This window comes from Lentzea xinjiangensis (assembly GCF_900110955.1).
GTDB lineage: Bacteria > Actinomycetota > Actinomycetes > Mycobacteriales > Pseudonocardiaceae > Lentzea > Lentzea xinjiangensis.
On record NZ_FOFR01000010.1, the window covers coordinates 19,763 to 37,069 of the forward strand.

Below are 17,307 nucleotides of genomic sequence, written 5' to 3' on the forward strand. Positions count from 1 at the left end.
GCGCGGCGTGAGGGCGTCACGGCCGAGATGACCCGATCGAGACAGCGCGACTGCTAATGATTCGGGCTCGGATGCCGATACGGGACACATGACTGTCACGGACATCGCGACGTGGGGCACGGCTGACCACGTGCGGGCCGCACTCGAACGTCAGCTCGAAGGCGCGCTGGTAGAGGTCCCGAAAGACGACGAAGCACCCCGCTGGGCGTTCAGCGAGGCGTTGCGCCGGTCGTTGATGCTGCGCCAGAAGCACCCGTTCGACGTCGTCGCGCTCGGCCTGCCGGACCTGCTGCGCTACCGCGACCTGGTGGCCGGCTCCGAGGTGACGCTGCGGGCCACGAACATCGAGGCCTACTTCATCCGCCAGGACGGCTCGGCGGAGCAGTACCGGCCGGAAGCGGAGTGAAGCCCCGGCTCCGCCGAGGGAGCCGGGGCTTCGTGACACCAGCGATCAGGCGGGCACGGACGCCACGCCGGGCGCGAGGAACCGCTTGCCGGTCACCTTCTCCGAGATGCCGGTGCGGTCCAGGTACGGCGTGATGCCGCCCAGCCAGAACGGCCACCCGGCGCCCAGGAGCATGCACAGGTCGATGTCCTGCGCCTCCGCGACCACGCCCTCGTCGAGCATGATCCGGATCTCCTCGGCCAACGCCTCCAGCGCGCGCGTCTTGACCTCTTCACCGGTCAGGGGCGAGGAGCCGAACTCCCACAGCGCCTGGACCTCGGGGTCGACGGTCTGGTTGCCGGACGCGTCCCACTGCCAGACCGCGCCCTTGCCGGCGGCCACGAACTTCTTCATGTTCTCCGACACCGAGAAGCGGTCCGGGAACGCGCCGTGCATCGTCTCCGACACGTGCAGCGCGACGGCGGAGCCGACCAGCTGCAGCAGGATCATCGGCGACATCGGCAGGCCCAGCGGCTCGGTGGCCTTGTCGGCGACCTCGAACGGCGTGCCCTCGTCGACCGACTTGATGACCTCGCCCATGAAGCGGGTCAGCAGGCGGTTCACGACGAACGCGGGCGCGTCCTTCACCAGCACCGAGGACTTCTTGAGCTGCTTGCCGATCGCGAACGCCGTCGCCAGCGTGGCGTCGTCGGTCTGCTCGGCGCGCACGATCTCCAGCAGCGGCATGACCGCGACCGGGTTGAAGAAGTGGAAGCCCACGACCCGTTCGGGGTGCTTGAGCTTCGACGCCATGTCCGTGATGGACAGCGACGACGTGTTCGTGGCGAGGATCGCCTCGGCGGAGACGTGCTCCTCGACCTCGGCGAACACCTGCTGCTTCACGCCCAGGTCCTCGAACACGGCCTCGATGACGAAGTCGGCGTCGGCGAAGGCGGCCTTGTCCAGGGAACCGGACACGAGCGCCTTGAGGCGGTTGGCCTCGTCCGGCGAGATCCGGCCCTTGCCCGCGAGCTTGTCGACCTCGGCGTGCACGTAGCCGACGCCCTTGTCCACGCGCGCCTGGTCGATGTCGGTCAGCACGACCGGCACGTGCAGGCGGCGGAGGAACAGCAACGCCATCTGCGAGGCCATCAGGCCGGCGCCGACGACACCCACCTTGGTGACCTTGCGCGCCAGCGACTTGTCCGGCGCGCCGGCCGGGCGCTTCGCGCGCTTCTGCACCAGGTTGAACGAGTACAGGCCCGCGCGCAGCTCGTCGCTCATCACGAGGTCCGCGAGGCCCTCGGTCTCGGCGGCGTAGCCCTTCTCGAGGTCGTTCTCGCGCGCCAGCTCCAGCAGCTCCAGCGCCTTCGCCGCGCCGGGCGCCGCGCCCTTGGTCTTGCCGTGCACGATCGCCTTGGCGCGCGCGACGGCGGCGTCCCACGCCTCGCCGCGGTCGATCTCCTTGCGCGGCACCGCGATCTCACCGCGCACCACACCGGAGAGCCACAGCAGCGACTGCTCCAGGTAGTCGGCGGAGTCGAACAGCACGTCCGCGATGCCCAGCGCCAGAGCTTCCTTCGGCTTGAGCATCTTGTTCTGGTTCAACGCGTTCTCGAAGATCACCGTCACGGCGTCGTTGGCGCCGATCAGGTTCGGCAGGAGCTGCGTGCCGCCCCAGCCGGGGAACAGGCCCAGGAACACCTCGGGCAGCGCGATCGCGGCCGCGTTCGACGCGAGCGTGCGGTAGTGGCACGACAGCGCGAGCTCGAGGCCGCCGCCCATGACCGCGCCGTTGACGAAGGCGAAGGTCGGGATGTCCGAGTCGGTGAACTTCTTGAAGACGTCGTGGCCCAGCTTGCCGATCGCCACGCCCTGCGCGCGGTCGGAAGCCTTCTCCACGGCGGTCAGGTCCGCGCCGACGGCGAAGATGAACGGCTTGCCGGTCACCGCGATGGCGGCGGGCTTCGCCGCGTAGGCCTCGTCGAACGCCGCGCCGAGCGAGACGAGCGACTGCGGGCCGAACGTCGACGGGCGGGTGTGGTCCAGGCCGTTGTCGATCGTGATGAACGCGACCGGCTTGTCGAGGCCGGGGACGTCGATCAGACGCGTCTTGGCGTGGGTGACGACCTCGTCGGGGAAGATCGCCTTTGCTTCCTCAGCGGTGATGGTCACTTCTCGCCACTCCCCTGCTTCGAAGACCACAGTGGGTTCTCCCAGATAACGGTCCCGCCCATGCCGATGCCGATGCACATGGTGGTGAGGCCGTAACGGACGTCCGGACGCTCGGCGAACTGACGCGAGAGCTGCGTCATCAGCCGCACGCCGCTCGAGGCCAGCGGGTGACCGGTCGCGATGGCGCCGCCCCACTGGTTCACGCGCGGGTCGTCGTCGGCGATCTTGAAGTGGTCGAGGAACGCCAGCACCTGCACGGCGAACGCCTCGTTGATCTCGAACAGGCCGATGTCCTCGATGGACAGGCCCGCGCGGGACAGCGCGCGCTCGGTGGCGGGCACCGGGCCGACGCCCATGACCGACGGGTCGACGCCCTGGAACGCGTAGCCCACCAGGCGCATGCCGATCGGCAGGCCCAGCTCGCGGGCGGTCTCCTCCTCGGCCAGGATCGCGCCGGTCGCGCCGTCGTTCAGACCGGCCGCGTTGCCCGCGGTGACCCGGCCGTGCGGGCGGAACGGCGTCTTGAGCTTGGCGAGGTCCTCGACCGTGGTGCCGGGACGCGGCGGCTCGTCGGCCGTCGCGAGACCCCAGCCGTGCTCGGCGGACCGGGTCGCGACCGGCACCAGCTCGGGCCCGATCTTGCCCGCGGCCAGCGCGGCCGCGTACTTGGCCTGCGAGGCCGCGGCGTACGCGTCCGCGCGCTCCTTGGTGATCTCCGGGAACCTGTCGTGCAGGTTCTCCGCGGTCTGGCCCATGACCAGCGCGCTCGGGTCGACGATCTTGTCCGACAGGAAGCGCGGGTTCGGGTCGACGCCCTCGCCCATCGGGTGGCGGCCCATGTGCTCGACACCGCCCGCGATCACGACGTCGTACGCGCCGAACGCGATGCCGCTCGCCGCCGTGGTGACGGCGGTCATCGCGCCCGCGCACATGCGGTCGATCGCGTAGCCGGGCACCGACTTCGGCAGGCCCGCGAGCAGCGCCGCGGTCCGGCCGATCGTCAGGCCCTGGTCACCGGTCTGCGTGGTCGCGGCGATGGCGACCTCGTCAACGCGCTCCGGCGGCAGCTCGGGATGCCTGCGCAGCAGCTCACGGATGACCTTCACGACGAGGTCGTCGGCACGGGTCTCGGCGAAAATCCCCTTGGGGCCGGCCTTGCCGAACGGCGTGCGGACGCCGTCGACGAAGACCACGTTCCGAACGCGTGCCGGCGCTGCTGGTGCGGCCACGGCGTCTCCTCCACTTGTGGTGACAACTCTGTCCACTCCGGCAGGGGAGCGCGACGTCCCTACCGGTCGGTAATGCCAACTCTAGCCCTAGTTACTGGCCGGTAACCACAGTGGCACCCCTGTTGGTTGTGTCACACAGCTTGCGGATCACGAGGAACAGCGGCAACGCGACGGGTGCCAGCAGGATGGTGATCACCAGAACGGGTGCCACCACCAGCGGGTGGATGTCCAGCCGGCGCCCCTCCAGGTAGATCCAGCGGCCGACGAACAGGTCCCACGCGAGCATGTGCGCCCACACCAGCGCCGTGCCGGAGTCCGTGGCCAGGTACTCCGCCAGCGGGCCGAGCTCGGGCCTGGTCACCAGCGGCAGCACCTCGAACAGCTCCGGGACCAGCAGCACGACGTAGATCAAGGCAGGCGGCAGGACGATCAGATAGGACTCGGCGATCCTCCTCGTCCACGACCACTTCGGCGCGAAGATCATGAGCGCCCAGAACGGCGCGGCGACCAGGAACGTCAGGTCGAACAGGGTGGCGGTCATGCGGGAACGAGCTCCTTCTTCGGTTCACGCGCCCACACCAGGCCCAGTGCGGTCGCGACGACGATCCCGGTCAGCGCGAGCAACGTCGTGCTGTCCGGCTGGACGAGGGACTGGCCGCGCAACGCCTGCCAGGTCACGAGCAGGAAGATCCCCAGGAACGACCCGCTGAGCACCCAGGCGAGCCTGGTGTTCGCGCGCCGGCCGAGCAGTGCGATCAGCACTGGCAGCACCTGCAGCGCGTGCATGCCCACGAAGTGCCCGACCCGCAGGTCGCCGTGCTCGGTGCTCCACCCGGTGAGCGCCATGTAGGCGCCGCCGTCGGCCGCGCCGACGGTGTGCGAACCGAGGGTGTCGCCGTCGAGCGCCTGGCCGGGCTTCGGCCGCGTCATCAGGAATCCGACGCCGAGACCCAGGAACGAGATGACGAGCCCGAGCCGGATCGACCACGTCAGCGCGTCGTTCTCGATCTTCGTGCGCCACAGCAGGACCGCGACGATCGCGTGGGTCACCCACAGCACGACGATCGTCGAGCCCATGATCGAGAACAGCGCCGTGTCGAGCGGCGTCTCGAAGTTGAAGTGGCTGCGCTTGCCGCGCAGAACCTGACCGACGATCACGACCATCTCCAGCGCGCCGGCCGCCGTGAGGACGGTGCCTGCCCACCAGCCGAGCCGCTGGAACCTCTTCAGGTACGTGAGCAGCCACGCCAGCGTGAACGCGTAGACCGCGAGCGACACGGCGAACTTGAACGGCTTGAGCCAGATCGGCGAGTTGACCACCGTCCGGTCGTCGACCAGCAACCCGATGAGCGCGACCGGGATCAGCACGACCATCGACCAGCCGAAGACGACTAACGGCCGGTGCCACGTGCGAAGCATCTCTGAACCCCTAAATGGATAGCGGTACTCTCTACTATCCGGAAGTTACACTATCCGTATGCGTGTTGGCGAGCTTGCGAAGCGAAGCGGCGTCCCGGTGCCGACGATCAAGTACTACCTGCGCGAGGGCTTGCTGCCCGCCGGCGTGCTGACCAGCCCGAACCAGGCCCACTACGACGACGAGCACCTGCGCAGGCTCCGGCTGGTGCGCGCTCTGATGGAGGTCGGCGGCCTCTCCATCGCGTCGGTGCGCGAGGTCCTGGCCACCATCGACACCCGCGACGACTCACTGCACAGCAAGCTCGGCGCGGTGCAGGAGGCCATCAGCCAGCCGGGCTCGGTCGAGCTCGACCCGCTCGCCGTCGAGGACGTCCAGGGCTTCCTCCGGCGGCAGGGCGAGGAGGAGTGCGCCGACGTCACCGAGAGCAACGTGACCCACCTGCTCGCCGCCGCCCTGTCCGCGGCCCGCTCGGTCGGCCACGACCACTTCCAGGACCTCCTCGACCCCTACCTGGAAGGGCTGAAGATCATCGCGCAGGCCGACCTCGACTACATCGCGAGCCGGGGATCGCGCGACGACGTCATCGAGGCGATGGTCGTCGGCACCCTCATCGGCGACACCGTCATCAAGGCGGTGCGACGGCTCGCGCACGCCCAGGTGTCGCGCAAGGTGATCGGCGACAGCGTCGTCCCGGACGAGGGCTGAATGCCGGTCTCCACGTCGCCGCTGATGCGTTGGTCGTAGCTGTTCATCGCTGCCCTTGACCTGCGCTTTAGCAACAGCTCTTTTGACTTCGTCCGCAAACCACTCATTGCAAAGGCAGGTGCAGCAGCCAGCGGACCTCACCGTCGTGCCACTCGTCGCTGGGTGTGAGACCGGCGGAGGCGGCGACGGCGGCGGACGCGTGGTGGCCGGGGCGGATGTGCGCGAGCACGGCCCGGACCGGCTGGGTTCGCAGCCAGCCGACCAGACCTCGTGCCGCCTCGCGGGCGATGCCGCGGCCCTGCCACGGCGTGCCGACGACCCAGGCGATCTCGGCGACCCGGTCGGTGACGGTCGCCTGCACGGTGCCGGTGAGGCGGTCCTCGGCCCGCAGCCTGATCACCCAGTTCAGCCAGCGGACGGCCGGGTCGGGGGAGCCCGCCGCGAGCCGTTCGTAGCGGGCGAGGAGTGCATCGGGGGACAGCGGCGCGCCGCCGGTGAAGGTGTGCAGAGCGGGGTCCGAGAGCACACCGGCCATCTCCCCGGCGTGCTCGGCGCTCAGCGGGACCAGGTCCAGCCGATCGGTGCTGATGATCACGAATCGGCCCCTTGCAATGGGTCTTTTGCGGACGAAGTCCAAAGTCTCATTGCTGCTCGGCGGGTGGAAGGAGCTCTGCCTGCCGGTGCTGCGCGCCCTCGAACCCCGGCTCACCCTGGGCGCGCTCGTCGTCGTCGACGACATCGACCAGGACTCGATGGCCGGCTACCTCGCCTACGTGCGCGACCCGGCGAACGGGTACGTCAGCGTCGCGTTCTCGGTCGAGGACGGCATGGAGATCAGCTTTCGTGCCTGATCAGGCGCCGCCGCCCTTTGCAACAGGTCTTTTGCGGACGAAGTCCAAAGACTCGTTGCAAAGGGCGGCTCAGCGGTGGGTCGTGGTCAGGCGGCGGGTGGTGGTGCGGTCGCGGTGAGCGCCTTGGCCAGCGCTTCGAGGGTCAGCTCGATCTGCCACGACCGGGCCCCGCCCTCGCGCAGCACCGCGGCCACGGACTCGAGCGAGAGGTCGGCGGGCGGCTGCCAGCAGGTGCGGCGCACGAGGTCGGGCAGCAGCAGGTTCTCCACCGGGAGGGTGTTGGCCTCGGCGATGGCCGCCAGTGCCGTGCGGGCCGCTGCCAGCCGGGCCGCGGCGTCCGGGTCCTTGTCCGCCCACCGGTTGGGTGGGGGAGGACCGTCGTGCTGGCCGGCGGGCTCGGGGAGCTCCGACTTGCCGAGGGCGGCGGCCTTGCGCAGGGCGTTCATCCAGACACCCACCATGCGGCGCTGGGCTCGTCCGCGGAAGACGGGCAGCGAGAGCAGTTCCGCCTCCGAGGCGGGGTTGCGGGCTGCTGCCTCCATCAGGGCGGAGTCCGGGAGGACTCGGCCGGGGGCGATGTCGCGTTCGCGGGCCACGGCGTCGCGGGCTTCCCACAGCGATCGCACGAGGGCCAGTTGCCGCTGGTTGCGCACGCGGTGGATACCTGACGTGCGCCGCCAGGGGTCGGTGCGGGGGCGCGGCAACGGCGCCGTCCGCACCGCCTCGAACTCCTCGAGCGCCCAGGCGAGCTTGCCCTGGCGCTCCAGCTCGGCTTCGAGAACGTCGCGCAGCTGCACGAGCAGCTCCACGTCCAGAGCGGCGTACGTCAGCCAGTCGGCAGGAAGGGGGCGGCGCGACCAGTCGGCCGCGCCGTGCCCCTTCTCCAGCCGATAGCCGAGCAGTCGCTCGACCAGCGTGCCCAGTGCCACGCGTTCGAACCCAGCCAGCCTGCCCGCCAGCTCGGTGTCGAACAGCACGCCGGGTCGCAGCCCGAGCTCGGCGAGGCACGGCAGGTCCTGAGACGCTGCGTGCAACACCCACTCGGTGCCGTCCAGCGCCTGCACCAGCGGGTCGAGCCGTCCGCCTAGAGCGATCGGGTCGACCAACCACGTGCCGGCGCCCTCCCGGCGCAGTTGCACCAGATAGGCACGCTGTGAGTAGCGGTAGCCCGAGGCTCGCTCGGTGTCCACCGCGACCGGGCCCTTCGCCCCGGCGAGCGCGTCAGCGGCTCGCCGGAGCGCAGCAGGATCGGCGACCACGGGCGGGACCCCATCAGCAGGTTCCGTCAGCGGTACCGGATCTGGTCCGGTTGGTGCGGTTGGCTCGTCGGCGGGTACATCCACAGCGGATCACCCTACGACGATCGCACCACCCACAGGTGTTCTCGGCCGGTTCAGTGCTTCAAACCGGTATCTAACGGATCACGCCGGCACGCATGGCCAGCGCGACCATCTGAGCGCGATCCCCGGTGCCCAGCTTCCGGCCGATCCGCGACAGGTGAGACTTCACCGTCAACGCGGACAGGCTCAGAGCCTCGCCGATTTCCTTGTTGCTCTGGCCATCGGCGACCAGCTGGAGCACCTCGACCTCACGTGCGGAGAGTTCCCGCGGCGTGTTGTCGGTGCCCGGCACCCGAGTACCCGCTGCGAGTACTGGTGCCACGCTCGGATCTGCGTAAACGCCGCCATCGAGAACCCGGCGCACCCCGTCGGTGACCACCATCGGAGAGGCGGACTTCAGGAGGTACGCCTGGGCGCCCGCCTGGAAGGCCGACCTGACCGCGTAGGGGTCGTCGGAGGATGCGAGGACCACGATGCGGGGCCAGCCCTGGGCACGGAGTTCCGTGACCAGGTCGATGCCGGTGCCATCCGGCAGGCCCAGATCGAGGATCGCGAGGTCGCAGGGTCCGGTTGCAAGTGCCCGCGCCCGAGCCTCTGCCACCGATGCGGCCTCATGCACTGTCCCGGCTCCCATCTGGGTGAGCCGAGCTGATATCGCCTCCCTCAGCAGTGGGTGGTCGTCGACCACCAGCACTGAAAAAAGCTCTTCCCGCGGGTGCGGGACCATGTTCGCCGGCAACGAGCCGGCTGGCGTGGTACGAACGGCCTGACCTAAGCCGACGGCAGCCACGTCACTACCTCCCTGGAGTCGGTCGTGCCCCCCGACCGGCACCGGGACTTTCGCCCAATCAGCCGCGCCACTGATCGACCGAAAGTGGTGTCGTCTGGGGCAGCGTAGCCGCCCAAGCGGGTCTACGGGACGATCAATCGGGTATCTATCCCTATTGAGTTGTGACAGATGGACTCATCTGTCACACGATCGGATGACAACTGGATAGGGGGCGTAACGCGGACCCTTCCCAGAACGACATCTAGGAGTTGGTTGTGTCGAGCAGTTCCGGCCACGAGCGCGCCAGGGCGTTGCTGCGGCGCGTCCCCCTCGTCGACGGCCACAACGACCTGCCGTGGGCGCTGCGGGAGCTCGGCGGCGGAACGGGCGGGGACGTCCGCGAGACGGCTGCGAAGACCGATCTCACCGAACGTCATCCCAGCCTGCACACCGACATCGTGAAGATGCGCGAGGGCGGTCTGGGGATGCAGTTCTGGTCCGTCTGGATCCCCTGCCGGCTCGCCGGCGACGCGGCGGTGACCGCCGTGCTGGAGCAGGTCGAGCTGGTCCACGAGCTGGCCGAGCGGTACCCCGGGCACCTCGGCATCGCGACCACCGCGGCTGAAGCGGAAGAAGTTTTCGCGTCCGGGCGTGTCGCCTCCCTCATCGGCGCCGAGGGCGGGCACTCCATCAACTCCTCGCTCGGGGTCCTGCGCGCCCTGCGCCGCCTGGGCGTCCGGTACATGACGCTCACCCACAACGACAACACGCCGTGGGCGGACAGTGCCACTGACCAGCCAGAACACGGTGGCCTGACCGAGTTCGGCCGCGAGGTCGTCCGCGAGATGAACCGGATCGGCATGCTCGTGGACCTGAGCCACGTCGCGCCGAGCACGATGCACGCCGCGCTCGACACGAGTGTCAAGCCGGTCATCTTCAGCCACTCGTCGTGCCGCCACGTCGCGGACCACCCGCGCAACATCCCGGACGACGTCCTGGTCAAGCTGAAGGCCAACGGCGGTGTGGCCATGATCACATTCGTCCCGGACTTCGTGTCACCCCGTGTCGCTCGATGGGACGCAGCCCTTCGTGACGCGATGACCGCCGCCGGCCAGAAGCACGCCGACCTCGACGCCCGCGCGAAGTTCGTCGAGTCGTGGACCGGCGAGCCGAAGCCCGCCGTCACGATCGACGACGTCGTCACCCACCTGGAGCACGCCCGCGAGGTCGTCGGCATCGACCACCTCGGTCTCGGCGGCGACTACGACGGCGTGAAGGAGCTCCCGCGGGGGCTCGAGGACGTCTCGACCTACCCGAACCTGATCGGCGCGCTGCTGGACCGGGGCTGGTCGGAGGACGACTGCACCAAGCTCGCCGGCGCGAACGTCCTGCGCGTCCTGCGCGACGCGGACGGCTGACCCGCGCCGGTGGTCAGGAGCGCTGGCCGAACAGGGTGACGCCGACCGGGGGCAGCCCCACGGCGGTCGCCATCAGCTCGTAGAAGGCGGTGCCGTGCTCGGCGAGCTCCCCGTCGAGCGCGGTCCACGACGCGCGCAGCTCCAGGTCGTCCGTGCGGGCGGGGCCGGCGATGTCGCCGAACCGCGCCGACGACGTCTGCGTCACGGTGCCGCCCAGCGCGGTGAACCGGGCGGCCGACTGCTCCAGCGCCTCCGTCAGCCACGACCACCCGACCTCGGGCAGCAGCGGGTCCGAGGCGAGCTCGTGGTCCAGTTCGACGCGGACGTACGCCACGACGCGCAGCACACCGCCCCACGCCTCGTCGCCGTCCGGGTCGTGCAGCAGCACGAGCCTCCCGGTCGACAGCTCGTCCGACGGGCCGGTGACCTCCGCTGTCAGCGCGTACGCCCACGGCGCGAGCCGCTGCGGCGGGCGAACCTCGGTGAGTTCGATCTCGGGCCTGTGGCGAACCGACTTGAGCGTCCCCACCGCCCGGCGGAAGATTTCCGGCTCGGTCACACAACTGACTGTATGCCTCGCAAACCGACCGAGTGACGGCGGCACGCCGGGACGTGGGACCATGAATGGAGAAAAGAGAGAGATGACTTCACTGTGTCTGAATTTATGGCTCCCCTCCTCGTAGCCGCGACCGGCGGCACCCCGTCGCACACCCCCGTCTGGTTCATGCGGCAGGCGGGACGGTCGCTGCCCGAGTACCGGGCGCTGCGCCAGGGCACCGCGATGCTCGACGCGTGCATGGACCCGGAGATGGTCTGCGAGATCACCATGCAGCCCGTCCGGCGGCACGGCGTCGACGGCGCGATCCTCTTCTCCGACATCGTGGTGCCGCTCAAGGCCGCCGGTGTCGACCTCGACATCGTCGCGGGCACCGGTCCGGTCGTCGCGAAGCCGGTCAGGACGCTCGACGACGTGCGCGCCCTGCCCGAGCTGCACGCCGAGCAGGTCCAGCCCGTCGCGGACGCGATCGGGTTGCTGCTCAAGGAACTCCCGCGGGAAGTCGCGCTGATCGGGTTCGCCGGGGCGCCGTTCACGCTCGCCTCCTACCTCGTCGAGGGCGGGCCGAGCAAGAACCACGAGCGCACCAAGGCGCTCATGCACGGCAACCCGGAGCTGTGGCACGCGCTGCTCGCCAAGATCGCCGGCATCACGGCCGCCTTCCTGCACGCGCAGCTCGCCGCCGGCGTGCAGGCGGTCCAGCTCTTCGACTCGTGGGCGGGTGCCCTGTCCGAGCGCGACTACCGCGAGTTCGTCCTGCCGCACTCCCGGCGCGTGCTCGAGACGATCACGACGGTGCCGCGGATCCACTTCGGCGTCGGCACCGGCGAGCTGCTGCCCGCGATGCGCGAGGCCGGCGCGGACGTCGTCGGCGTCGACTGGCGGATCCCCCTCGACGTCGCGGTCGAGCGCCTGCGGAGGGCGAACCCGGATCTGCCGCAGCCGGTCGTGCAGGGCAACCTCGACCCGGCGCTGTTCTTCGCGGGCTTCGAGGCCGTCGAACGCGAGGTGCGCCGCATCCACGCCGAGGGCAAGGCCGCCGCCGGGCACATCTTCAACCTCGGCCACGGCGTGCTGCCGGACACCGATCCGGAGATCATCACCCGGACCGTCGAACTGATCCACAGCTTGTAATGCACGCCAGAGCGCCCCATGTCGCAGTTGTCGGGGGAGGCATCTCCGGGCTGGCCGCCGCGCACCGGTTGCGGGTGCTGCTCGGGCCCGGCGCGACCATCACCGTGATCGAGCAGTCCGACCGCCTCGGCGGGAAGCTGCGCACGACCGAGCTCGCCGGCGCGCGGTTCGACGTGGGCGCGGAGGCGTTCCTGCACCGCAAGCCCGAGGCGCAGGAGCTGATCGACGAGATCGGCCTGAGCGACGAGGTCGTGCACCCGACGGGCGTGAAGGCCTCGGTGCACGCGGCCGGGCGCACGCACCAGCTACCCGCGCACACCTTCATGGGAGTTCCGGCGAGCGTCGAGGCCGTGCGGCACCTGCTGTCGTCGGAGGGCGCGCTGCGGGTCGAGATGGAACCGACGCTGCCGCCGATCGACCTCGCGGGCGGTGACGTCGCCGTCGGCGCGCTGGTGAAGGACAGGTTCGGTCCCGAGGTCGCCGACCGCCTGGTCGGCCCGCTGCTGGGCGGCGTCTACGCGGGCCGCGCGGACGAGCTCGGCCTGCGCGCCACGATGCCGCAGATCGCGACGCTGCTGGACAAGGGCGCCGGCTCGCTGCTCGCGGCCGCCGCGACGATGATGCCCGCGCCGCCGCAGGCCCGCGCCACGCGACCGCCGGTGTTCGCGAGCCTGCGCAACGGTGTCTCCTCGCTCGTCGACCGGCTCGCCGAGGTCGCGAAGCCGGTCGTGCGGCTGGGCCTGCCGGTGCGGGTGCTGTCCTGGCAGGGTGGCGGCTGGCGGCTGGAGATCGGCTCCGCCGCGACGCCGGAGTACCTGGAGTGCGACGGCGTCGTGCTCGCCGTCCCCGCCCCGTCCGCGCGCAGGCTGCTGGCCGAGATCGCGCCGCAGGTGTCCGCCGCGTACGGCAAGGTCGAGGTCGCCTCGATGGCCGTCGTCGCGCTCGCGCTGCCGCCGGGCACCGCGCTGCCGGAGCGCTCCGGCATCCTCATCGCGGAGGGGGAGCGGTACAGCGACCGCATCACCCCGTTCACCGCCAAGGCGTTCACCTTCTCCACCCGCAAGTGGTCGCACTACGGCGAACCGGTCATCCTGCGCGGCTCGGTCGGGCGGCACGGCGAGACGGCGCTCCTGCAGCGCAGCGACGCCGATCTCGTCAAAGCCGTGCGCAACGACCTGCACGAGCTGACGGGGATCAAGGCCGCGCCGATCGACCACGTGGTGCAGCGCTGGGGTGGTGGCCTGCCGCAGTACGGCGTGGGCCACGTCGACCTCGTCGACGCGATCGAACGCGGCATCGGCGACGTGCCCGGCCTCGCCGTGGCGGGCGCGACGCTGCACGGTGTGGGCGTGCCCGCGTGCATCGCCACCGCCGACGCGGCCGCCGCCCGTGTCGCAGCACACCTGCTGGGCCGCGTTCGCCGCTAGAGCGCCCGTGCCAAGATGGACGCATGGCACGCCTGAACTACAACGAGCTCAACGACACCATCCGCTACACGATGTGGTCGGTGTTCCGGGTCGAGCCCGGCAAGCTGCCGGAGGACCGGTCGGCCGCGGCCGCCGAGACCCAGGACTACCTGGACGCGTTGGAGGGCAAGGGCGTCGTCGTCCGCGGTGTCTACGACCTGGCCGGTCTGCGCGCCGACGCGGACTTCATGATCTGGTGGCACGCCGAGGAGATCGAGCAGGTGCAGGCCGCCTACACCGGTTTCCGCCGCACCCCGCTCGGCAAGGTCTCGACGCCGGTCTGGTCGCAGGTCGCCCTGCACCGCCCGGCGGAGTTCAACCGCAGCCACATCCCCGCGTTCCTCGCGGGTGAGGAGGCGCGCAAGTACGTGTGCGTCTACCCGTTCGTGCGGTCCTACGAGTGGTACCTGCTGCCGGAGGAGGACCGCCGCAAGATGCTGGCGGACCACGGCAAGGAAGCCCGCGACTTCCCGGACGTGCGCGCGAACACCGTCGCGTCGTTCGCGCTCGGCGACTACGAGTGGCTGCTCGCGTTCGAGGCGGACGAGCTGCACCGCATCGTCGACCTCATGCGGCACCTGCGCGGCACCGAGGCGCGGCTGCACGTGCGAGAGGAAATCCCCTTCTACACGGGCACCCGCGTCCCGGCGGCCGAACTCGTCACCAACCTGCCCTAGCGGTCAGGCGCCGACCCGGTAGGCCCGGATCACGGTCACCTCGACGGTGTTGCCCCTGGCGTCCGTCGCGGTGGCCTTCAGCGAAGCCCACTGCGCGTTCGCCGGGGTGTAGATCAGCGCGCTGGTGCCGACGACACCCGCACGGCGCCACGACTTGCCGTCGTCGTACGAGTACTCGACGCCGGTGACGCGCACCTCGCCCGTGTCGCCCTGGGACTGCGTGAGCAACCCGACGCGCTGCAACGTGCCCGCGGGCACCGTGCCGTCGTCGTCGAGCTTCGGCGCGAACCGCACCACCGACAGCGGCAGGGCCTCCACCTGGTCGGGCTTGCCCTCGGACCGGAACGTCCACACCGCCGACACCTTGGTGCTGAACGCGAACTGCGAGCTCCGGTCGAGGCTCATCTCGGCGCGGAAGTCGCCCGGCGGCAGCGGCACGTCCTGGAACCTGCCGCCCGGCGTGGCCAGCTCGCCGAGCAGCACCCCGTTGCGGTACAGGGCCGTGCGCGCGCTGTCCGCGGTGGAGTCGCCCTGACCGCCGCTCGCATCGCTCACCAGCGGGACGCCGAGGTAGAGCTGCGAGCCGTGGCGCTGCGCGTACGGGTAGGGCGCTTCGGGCAACGCCGGTGAGAACACCGGCCTGTTCTCCCGCTCCCGGTAGGTCCTCCCCGCCGCGTAGGCGCGGTACCCGGAGATGATCTGCGCCTGGGCGCCGTGGGGGTGGGTGATCCGGACGTTCGACTGCCAGCGCATGCCCTCGGTCGTCACGTAGTCGACGACCTTGCCGTTCGCCGGCACCGGGTAGAGCGCCGTTCCGCCGTCCAGGCCGTGCACCGACGTCGGGAACTCTCCCTTCATGGACGTGCTGCCCGGCTCCAGGCCGTCGATGGTGGCCTCGACGCGGGCCAGCTCGTCCCTGCTCGGTGCACGGGACAGACCGCTCGGCAGGCTGCCGGCGATCGGGTAGGAGAGCCGGTAGTAGGTGCCGGCCTCGGCCGCGGAGCCGGCGTTCAGCGTCGTGAGCGACGACATCTCCTCCGGCGGGAGCGGTCCGCCGGTCTGGGCCACGCCGACGCCGTCGAAGCCGCCGAACATGATCAACCCGGAGGTGACCGTCTGGGTACCGCGCGTGCGGCGCCACAGCACCTCGCCGACCACGAAGTCACCGGTCGGCTCCGGCGCCAGCACCGACACCGGCCGCGCCAGCCGGGCGTCCTGGCTGACCGTCAGGTCGCCGGTCAGCTCCACGGTCGGCCGCACCAGCAGGTCGATGCCGTCGGGCGTGCTGATCGCCGAGTCGAGCACGTAGGTGCCCTTGGGTGCGCGGACCTTCACGTCGCCCGTGGCGGGCACCACCTGGAAGGTGTCGTTGTCGAGGCCGTCGACGAACGACAGCGAGTTCGGCGGGTCCTGCCCGTCGCGGCCGGTCAGGTCGATGGTGAGGGTGTAGCTCTCCACCTCGCGGTCGATGCCGACGAGCGTGCGCACGGTGTGCGGGCCGGACGTCGCGACGACCTCACCGGTGTAGGCGACGTCCCGCGTGCCGACGCGCGTGTCGCCCGTGACGCCGACCGACGCGCTGCCCTTGGCGGGGACCGTGACCTTCGAGGCGCTCAGCGAGAACATGCCCTGCGGCGCGCCGCCGGTGAGCCGCACGTCGAGCGTGATCGCCGCGTCGGTCGGGTTCGAGTAGGTGATCGGCTTGGTCACCGGCTTGTCGTCGTCGTGCGGCCACTCGTGGACGCCGAGGTTGACGGCGACGACGTCGGCGGTCAGCACCTGGTCGATCGCCTTGGCCACGTCGATGCGCCCGGCGCCCTGGTCGAACGCGCTCACCCCCGCCGCGGGCTTGGCCGTGGTCGCGAGCGCCGACTTGAGCTGCGCCGGTGTCCACTCCGGGTGCTGCTGGCGCAGCAGAGCCGCGGCGCCAGCCACGTGCGGTGCCGCCATGGACGTGCCGCTTGCCGCGATGTGCTCGCCGTTCGTGCCCGTTGCGGCGGCGACGATGTCCACGCCCGGTGCGGTCACCTCGGGCTTGAGCCCGCTGTCTCCCACACGAGGACCCTTGCTGGAGAACGGAGCCATCTCGTCGTCGCGGTCCACGGCGCCGACCGACAGCGCCGCCTCGGCCGTGCTGGGCGAGCTGACCGAGCCCTTCAGACCGGCGTTGCCCGCCGCGACGACGAACAACGCGCCGTACTGCGCCGTCAGGTCGTTGACCGCCTGCTCCAGCGGGTCGATCTCCGGGGTGTCGCGGCCGCCGAGACTGAGGTTGACGACCTGTGCGCCCTGCTCGGCGGCCCACCGCATGCCGTCGAGGATCCACGACTCCTGGCAGCCGAACTCGACGCAGACCTTGGCGTCGATCAGCTGCACGCCCGGTGCGACGCCGCCGTAGACGGGGCCGCGGCTCGCGACGGTGGAGCCGACGTGCGTGCCGTGGCCGACCTTGTCGGTGGCGTCCGGGTCGTCGGTGAAGTTCTTCTCCGCGATCTGCCGGCCGGCGAGGTCGGGGTGCTTCTCGTCCACGCCCGTGTCGACGATGGCGACCTTCACGCCCTCGCCGGTGATGCCGCGCCGGTGGGCGGCGGGTGCGCCGATCTGGGCGACGCTGCGGTCGAGGCTCGGCCTGCGGATGCCGTCGAGCCAGACCTTGTCCTCGGAGCCGCGCAGAGCGGTCCAGTCGGCCGAGGTCCGCGCGCCGAGCCTGGCCCGGCCGTCGACGATCAACGGCATCCGGTCCCGGTAGCCGAACTCGAGCAACGTGGTGACGTCGAAGAGCCTGCGGTCGAGCCGGCCCGCCGCCAGGGGCCCGAACGCGTCCTCGGGGACGACCGTGGTGTGCCTGTCGGCGCCGCGGTGCGTCTTGAACGCCATGCCCTCGCGGCCCTCGCCGGGCCGGATCGCGAGGACCAGCTCACCCGGTCCGAGCAGGACCTTGTCGCCGGTGACGAGGGTGACCTCGTCGACCGCCTCCCGCGGTGGGCCCGGTGGGGCGGCCGTCGCGACCGCCGACGGTGCCGCGGTCAGGGCGAGCGCCGTGAGAGCGCACAGCACTCCGGATTTTCCGCGCATTCGAATCCCCTCGTGGTTCGAATTCTGCGCGCTGTGGTCCGCGCAGGCCGGAAGGCCCTCCGCGGCAATGCGAGAGCAATGCGAAAAATCCCCCGACGCATTCGAAC

General features: G+C 70.6%; 16 protein-coding genes. 7 read left to right on the forward strand and 9 right to left on the reverse strand.

The window, feature by feature from the left end; genetic code table 11:
* The first annotated feature begins 88 nt into the window (after window positions 1-88).
* A complete protein-coding gene (locus BMW88_RS21440) occupies window positions 89-406 on the forward strand; it encodes a hypothetical protein (protein WP_089953298.1) in 318 nt (105 codons plus the stop codon).
* A gap of 45 nt (window positions 407-451) precedes the next feature.
* On the opposite strand, the gene BMW88_RS21445 is transcribed toward BMW88_RS21440, so the two are convergent.
* The 4 genes from BMW88_RS21445 to BMW88_RS21460 all read right to left on the reverse strand — a co-directional run bounded on the left by BMW88_RS21445 (window position 452) and on the right by BMW88_RS21460 (window position 5,208).
* Window positions 452-2,560 (reverse strand): 3-hydroxyacyl-CoA dehydrogenase NAD-binding domain-containing protein, encoded by a 2,109-nt coding sequence (locus BMW88_RS21445; protein ID WP_089953300.1) that lies wholly within the window; start codon window positions 2,558-2,560, stop codon window positions 452-454.
* Window positions 2,557-3,789: a thiolase family protein gene (locus tag BMW88_RS21450; protein ID WP_089953302.1), complete on the reverse strand. Its 1,233-nt coding sequence runs from the start codon at window positions 3,787-3,789 to the stop codon at window positions 2,557-2,559. Before BMW88_RS21450 ends, BMW88_RS21445 begins: the two co-directional genes overlap by 4 nt.
* Before the next feature lie 91 nt (window positions 3,790-3,880).
* A complete protein-coding gene (locus BMW88_RS21455; protein ID WP_089953304.1) occupies window positions 3,881-4,330 on the reverse strand; it encodes an ABA4-like family protein in 450 nt (149 codons plus the stop codon).
* Window positions 4,327-5,208 (reverse strand): hypothetical protein, encoded by an 882-nt coding sequence (locus tag BMW88_RS21460; protein WP_143116179.1) that lies wholly within the window; start codon window positions 5,206-5,208, stop codon window positions 4,327-4,329. Before BMW88_RS21460 ends, BMW88_RS21455 begins: the two co-directional genes overlap by 4 nt.
* A gap of 58 nt (window positions 5,209-5,266) precedes the next feature.
* Here BMW88_RS21460 and BMW88_RS21465 point away from each other — a divergent pair, with 58 nt between their 5' ends.
* Complete coding sequence (locus BMW88_RS21465; RefSeq protein WP_089953307.1) at window positions 5,267-5,914, forward strand: MerR family transcriptional regulator; 648 nt, start codon at window positions 5,267-5,269, stop codon at window positions 5,912-5,914.
* A gap of 103 nt (window positions 5,915-6,017) precedes the next feature.
* Here BMW88_RS21465 and BMW88_RS21470 read toward each other — a convergent pair whose 3' ends face one another.
* On the reverse strand, window positions 6,018-6,509 hold the full coding sequence (locus BMW88_RS21470) for a GNAT family N-acetyltransferase (protein ID WP_245777949.1): 492 nt from the start codon (window positions 6,507-6,509) through the stop codon (window positions 6,018-6,020).
* A gap of 25 nt (window positions 6,510-6,534) precedes the next feature.
* On the opposite strand from BMW88_RS21470, the gene BMW88_RS43390 reads away from it, so the two are divergent.
* Window positions 6,535-6,765 (forward strand): O-methyltransferase, encoded by a 231-nt coding sequence (locus tag BMW88_RS43390; protein ID WP_245777950.1) that lies wholly within the window; start codon window positions 6,535-6,537, stop codon window positions 6,763-6,765.
* A gap of 86 nt (window positions 6,766-6,851) precedes the next feature.
* Here BMW88_RS43390 and BMW88_RS21480 read toward each other — a convergent pair whose 3' ends face one another.
* Both BMW88_RS21480 and BMW88_RS21485 read right to left on the reverse strand, forming a co-directional pair.
* A complete protein-coding gene (locus BMW88_RS21480) occupies window positions 6,852-8,108 on the reverse strand; it encodes a ribonuclease D (RefSeq protein ID WP_089953311.1) in 1,257 nt (418 codons plus the stop codon).
* A gap of 70 nt (window positions 8,109-8,178) precedes the next feature.
* Window positions 8,179-8,895, reverse strand: a complete 717-nt coding sequence (locus BMW88_RS21485; protein ID WP_015099292.1) for a response regulator — start codon at window positions 8,893-8,895, stop codon at window positions 8,179-8,181.
* Between the two features lie 254 nt (window positions 8,896-9,149).
* Between BMW88_RS21485 and BMW88_RS21490 the strand changes: the two genes are divergently transcribed.
* On the forward strand, window positions 9,150-10,292 hold the full coding sequence (locus BMW88_RS21490; protein ID WP_089953313.1) for a dipeptidase: 1,143 nt from the start codon (window positions 9,150-9,152) through the stop codon (window positions 10,290-10,292).
* Window positions 10,293-10,305: 13 nt separating this feature from the next.
* Here BMW88_RS21490 and BMW88_RS21495 read toward each other — a convergent pair whose 3' ends face one another.
* The gene (locus BMW88_RS21495) at window positions 10,306-10,851 is read right to left on the reverse strand and encodes a DUF3000 domain-containing protein (RefSeq protein ID WP_245777951.1); all 546 of its coding nucleotides are present in this window, start codon (window positions 10,849-10,851) and stop codon (window positions 10,306-10,308) included.
* A 105-nt stretch (window positions 10,852-10,956) separates the two neighbouring features.
* Here BMW88_RS21495 and hemE point away from each other — a divergent pair, with 105 nt between their 5' ends.
* Genes hemE through hemQ form a run of 3 tightly spaced genes read left to right on the forward strand, consistent with a single transcriptional unit; the run spans window position 10,957 to window position 14,125 of the window.
* Window positions 10,957-11,982, forward strand: coding sequence for a uroporphyrinogen decarboxylase (gene hemE, locus BMW88_RS21500; protein WP_089953317.1), 1,026 nt, complete (start codon window positions 10,957-10,959; stop codon window positions 11,980-11,982).
* Entirely contained in the window at window positions 11,982-13,409 is a 1,428-nt protein-coding gene (gene hemG / locus BMW88_RS21505; RefSeq protein WP_089953319.1) for a protoporphyrinogen oxidase, read from the forward strand. Before hemE ends, hemG begins: the two co-directional genes overlap by 1 nt.
* 23 nt (window positions 13,410-13,432) lie before the next feature.
* Window positions 13,433-14,125, forward strand: coding sequence for a hydrogen peroxide-dependent heme synthase (gene hemQ, locus BMW88_RS21510; protein WP_089953321.1), 693 nt, complete (start codon window positions 13,433-13,435; stop codon window positions 14,123-14,125).
* Window positions 14,126-14,128: 3 nt separating this feature from the next.
* On the opposite strand, the gene BMW88_RS21515 is transcribed toward hemQ, so the two are convergent.
* A complete protein-coding gene (locus tag BMW88_RS21515; protein ID WP_089953323.1) occupies window positions 14,129-17,200 on the reverse strand; it encodes a S8 family serine peptidase in 3,072 nt (1,023 codons plus the stop codon).
* Window positions 17,201-17,307: the final 107 nt, after the last annotated feature.

Excerpts from the sequence above, each read along its gene's own strand:
- hemE (WP_089953317.1), top strand. The coding sequence starts at position 10,957 with ATGGCTCCCCTCCTCGTAGCCGCGACCGGCGGCACCCCGTCGCACACC.
- BMW88_RS21460 (WP_143116179.1), bottom strand. The coding sequence starts at position 5,208 with ATGCTTCGCACGTGGCACCGGCCGTTAGTCGTCTTCGGCTGGTCGATG.
- BMW88_RS21440 (WP_089953298.1), top strand. The coding sequence starts at position 89 with ATGACTGTCACGGACATCGCGACGTGGGGCACGGCTGACCACGTGCGG.
- BMW88_RS21455 (WP_089953304.1), bottom strand. The coding sequence starts at position 4,330 with ATGACCGCCACCCTGTTCGACCTGACGTTCCTGGTCGCCGCGCCGTTC.
- hemQ (WP_089953321.1), top strand. The coding sequence starts at position 13,433 with ATGGCACGCCTGAACTACAACGAGCTCAACGACACCATCCGCTACACG.
- BMW88_RS21465 (WP_089953307.1), top strand. The coding sequence starts at position 5,267 with ATGCGTGTTGGCGAGCTTGCGAAGCGAAGCGGCGTCCCGGTGCCGACG.
- BMW88_RS21515 (WP_089953323.1), bottom strand. The coding sequence starts at position 17,200 with ATGCGCGGAAAATCCGGAGTGCTGTGCGCTCTCACGGCGCTCGCCCTG.
- hemG (WP_089953319.1), top strand. The coding sequence starts at position 11,982 with ATGCACGCCAGAGCGCCCCATGTCGCAGTTGTCGGGGGAGGCATCTCC.